The organism is Methylobacterium crusticola (assembly GCF_003574465.1).
Classification (GTDB): Bacteria; Pseudomonadota; Alphaproteobacteria; order Rhizobiales; family Beijerinckiaceae; genus Methylobacterium; species Methylobacterium crusticola.
This window is the reverse complement of the sequence record NZ_QOWC01000407.1, coordinates 1-2,887: the sequence shown is the minus strand read 5'-3', so window position 1 is coordinate 2,887 and position 2,887 is coordinate 1. Positions and strand designations below refer to the sequence as shown.

The window sequence follows — 2,887 nt, the reverse complement described above, 5'->3', positions numbered from 1 at the left end:
GGCGGTGGGCCGCGCCCGGGCGGCGCCATCCGGCAGGAGCGCGGCGAGGTCCGCCGAGAGGGCGTCCGCGGCCGCGAGGGCGCGCCGGCGGGCCGCGGCCGCCCCCTCCCGCCGGAGGCGGTCGAGGCGCCGGGACAGGCGCCCGGCATCGGTGCGGGTCATCATCGGAGCGGCCTCCCGCGGACGAGGGCGTGGCTGCCGGCCGGGTCCGTCTCCACCGCGACGATGCGGTAGCGGCCGTCGGCCAGGGTGATCTCGTCGTCGGGCGTGGGCGGGGCGCGGCCGGGGGTGAGGACGATGACCTGCACCTCGCGCCCCGGCAGGCCCGGCGCGTCGGCCCCCTCGCGGGCGCCGTCGATCTGGACCCTGACGGGGTGGTCGGCGAAGGCCGGGCCGGGGCCCGCCCGATGCAGCGTGGCGTCGCGGAACAGCGGCGCGAAGGCGCCGCCGATGAGGGCCGCGAGGCCGCCGTCGAGGAGGCCCATCACACCACCGCCGCGCCGGCGCCGTTGCGCCGCATCGCCTCGTGGAAGCGGCGCCCGTACGAGGTCAGGCCGAGCGTGCCGGAGAGCGCCTCGGCCGGCGCCTCCCGGCGCTCGATGTGGAGCGCGCCGCTGCGCAGGGAGCGCAGGTCGAGGGCGCCGGCCCGGGCGAGGTCGGCCTCCGGCCCGCCGAGCCCGTCGAGGGTCATGACGTGGGCGGCGTAGAGCATGCGGCCGAGGGCGAAGTCGGCCGGCGCCCAGGTGGCGTCGACCCGGGCGGCGGCCTCCGCCAGGGCCGCCGCGACGGCGGCGTCCGGGACCGCCGCGAAGGCCGGGAAGCGGGCCTTGAGGTCCGCCGGCGCGGGGGCGTCCGTCATCGCGCCGCCTCCTCGCCCCGGCGGGCCTCGGCGAGGAGCCGCTCCCGGGTCCAGCGCCGGTCCGGCCGGATCCCGCGCGCCTCGAGGCGCGCCCGCAGGGCCGCGTCGTCGAGGGCCGGATCGTCGGGGGGCCCGCCGCGAGCCCCGGCGCCGGGGGCGTCGTGGCCGGGGGCGTCGCGGCCGGCCGGGATCTCCTCGATCAGCACCTCGCCGGCGGCCTCCCAGGCGGCCAGGAAGGGGTCGTGCCGGTCGAGGAGGTCGAGGGCGGCGCTCTCCCCGGGCCCGAGGCAGCGGGGCGCGCCCGATCCCCGGACCCAGAACAGCCGGGGCCCGGGGGCGCGGTTCGTGACCTGCATCGTCGCCTGCATCGGTCCCTCCCTAGATGCCGTCGAGGTAGCGGAAGGCGCCGGGGCGGCGGATGTCGAGGCCCCCGAGCCGGAAGGCTCCCGGCACCTCGAAGCGCCACGGCCCGGTCTGCCAGGCCGGGAAGAACCGGAACGGCATCGGCAGCCACAGCTTCAGCACCGAGGGGTCGCGCCGGTAGGCCACCATCCGGGCCGAGCCGCCGGTGCCGGCGGTCTCGAGGGAGCGCACGCCGATCACCGCGAGGTCCTGGCCGGTCTCCAGGGTGTAGACGTTGTGGCGCCGGATCCAGTCGAGGAGCGTGACCGCGCTGATGCCGTCGAGGCGCCGCAGCCCGATGCCGAGCATCTGCTCGTAGGGCAGGAGCAGGGTGTCGGCCATCTCCACCGTCGAGGTGCCGGTGAAGATCCCGGCGAGCTGCCCGTTGACGTCGGCGAGGACCTGCTCGGGGGTCTTGCTCGCCCAGGCGGTGGCGCCGCCGGCGCCGGTCGCGGCCGCGATGCCGGCGGTGACGCCCGGGTGGTTGAGGAGGCCGGAGAAGCCCTTGCCGGGATCGCCGTGGAGCGCGACCTGGTCGATGAACTCCTCCGACGCGCGGCGCGCCGCGTCCGCCTTGTCGGCGTCGAGGTTCATGCCGAGGAGCTGGGCCTTGCCGAGCTCCTCCAGGTCGTAGCCGTAGCCGATCCCCGCCATCGCCACCGCGGTCTCGTGCTGGCGCTTCAGGATCTCGGCCCTGGGCACGTCGGCGGCGGCGCCGTGGACCCAGGTCGCCTGCCCGACCCGGTCGACCGAGAAGTAGGTCACGGTCGGCACCCACTCGGGCGCCTCGGTGTCGACGGGCACGAGGCGCGGATAGCGGACCGCCGGGTACTGGGTGCGGTAGACGGTCGGCTCGATGAAGGCCTGCTGGCTCACCAGGAAGGCGAGGGCGCGGGGGGCGTCGGCGATCAGCGGGCGGGGGGACGGCGTCATGGTGGCCTCTCAGCTCAGGCGCAGGCGGGCGAGCCCGCCGGCCGCCGCCGACGAGTCGAAGTGGGCGTCGGGCATCGGGGTGTTGCCGGCGGCGGCGGCCGTGACGGCGCCCGCCGGCGTCAGGAAGGCGGGGGCGCCGGCCGCGACCGTGCCGGACACCGCGACCCAGACCACGCCCCGCACGAGCACCGGCGCGGTCTCGCCCTTGGCGAAGGCGTCCCCGGCGCCGGACGGGCGCACGTTGTGGTCGACAAGGACGATGCCCCGGAAGACGGCGCCGGCGGCCGCGATGCCGTCGTCGCGCGCGCCCTGGAAGGCGGGCTTGCCGAAGCCGATCCCCTCCGGGGTCTCGACCGTGCGGCTGACGATGCCGGCGGGTTCCTGGCCCGCGAGCATGCCCTCGTAGGCGGGGCCGGGGCGGCCCGGATAGGTGGTCTGGACGGGGGGCATCAGCGGGCTCCTGCGGGGCGGGGCTTCCAGGCGTTGCGGAGGGTCTCGACCATGGACGCGTGGGCGGCCTCGGGCGTGAGCGCGTCGGCGGCGCGCTGCCCGCCGGAGCGGAGCGCCGCCCGGAGCGGGTCGGGGGGCGGCGGGGCTGCGGGCCGCGCGGCCACCACCCGGAACGCCCCCTCGATCTCTGCGGCGCCCATGGCGGCCGCGGCGGCGTCGCCGAGGGCGGCCGCGACGGCGGCC

General features: G+C 78.2%; 5 protein-coding genes and 1 pseudogene. All 6 read right to left on the bottom strand.

Annotation, left to right across the window (positions count from 1 at the left end; genetic code table 11):
- Positions 1–161 precede the first annotated feature (161 nt).
- Complete coding sequence (locus DT057_RS34515; protein ID WP_128566502.1) at positions 162–485, bottom strand: hypothetical protein; 324 nt, start codon at positions 483–485, stop codon at positions 162–164.
- Positions 485–859 (bottom strand): DUF4054 domain-containing protein, encoded by a 375-nt coding sequence (locus tag DT057_RS34510; RefSeq protein ID WP_128566501.1) that lies wholly within the window; start codon positions 857–859, stop codon positions 485–487. Before DT057_RS34510 ends, DT057_RS34515 begins: the two co-directional genes overlap by 1 nt.
- On the bottom strand, positions 856–1,227 hold the full coding sequence (locus tag DT057_RS36325) for a hypothetical protein (protein ID WP_203236462.1): 372 nt from the start codon (positions 1,225–1,227) through the stop codon (positions 856–858). Before DT057_RS36325 ends, DT057_RS34510 begins: the two co-directional genes overlap by 4 nt.
- Before the next feature lie 10 nt (positions 1,228–1,237).
- Positions 1,238–2,194: a DUF2184 domain-containing protein gene (locus DT057_RS34500; protein ID WP_128566500.1), complete on the bottom strand. Its 957-nt coding sequence runs from the start codon at positions 2,192–2,194 to the stop codon at positions 1,238–1,240.
- Between the two features lie 9 nt (positions 2,195–2,203).
- The gene (locus DT057_RS34495; RefSeq protein WP_128566499.1) at positions 2,204–2,644 is read right to left on the bottom strand and encodes a structural cement protein Gp24; all 441 of its coding nucleotides are present in this window, start codon (positions 2,642–2,644) and stop codon (positions 2,204–2,206) included.
- Positions 2,644–2,887, bottom strand: a pseudogene (locus tag DT057_RS34490) (hypothetical protein); the annotation flags it as partial. The gene DT057_RS34495 and the pseudogene DT057_RS34490, both read right to left, overlap by 1 nt.

Coding starts and splice junctions, on each gene's coding strand:
- DT057_RS34515 (WP_128566502.1), bottom strand. CDS start 485: ATGGGCCTCCTCGACGGCGGCCTCGCGGCCCTCATCGGCGGCGCCTTC.
- DT057_RS34510 (WP_128566501.1), bottom strand. CDS start 859: ATGACGGACGCCCCCGCGCCGGCGGACCTCAAGGCCCGCTTCCCGGCC.
- DT057_RS36325 (WP_203236462.1), bottom strand. CDS start 1,227: ATGCAGGCGACGATGCAGGTCACGAACCGCGCCCCCGGGCCCCGGCTG.
- DT057_RS34500 (WP_128566500.1), bottom strand. CDS start 2,194: ATGACGCCGTCCCCCCGCCCGCTGATCGCCGACGCCCCCCGCGCCCTC.
- DT057_RS34495 (WP_128566499.1), bottom strand. CDS start 2,644: ATGCCCCCCGTCCAGACCACCTATCCGGGCCGCCCCGGCCCCGCCTAC.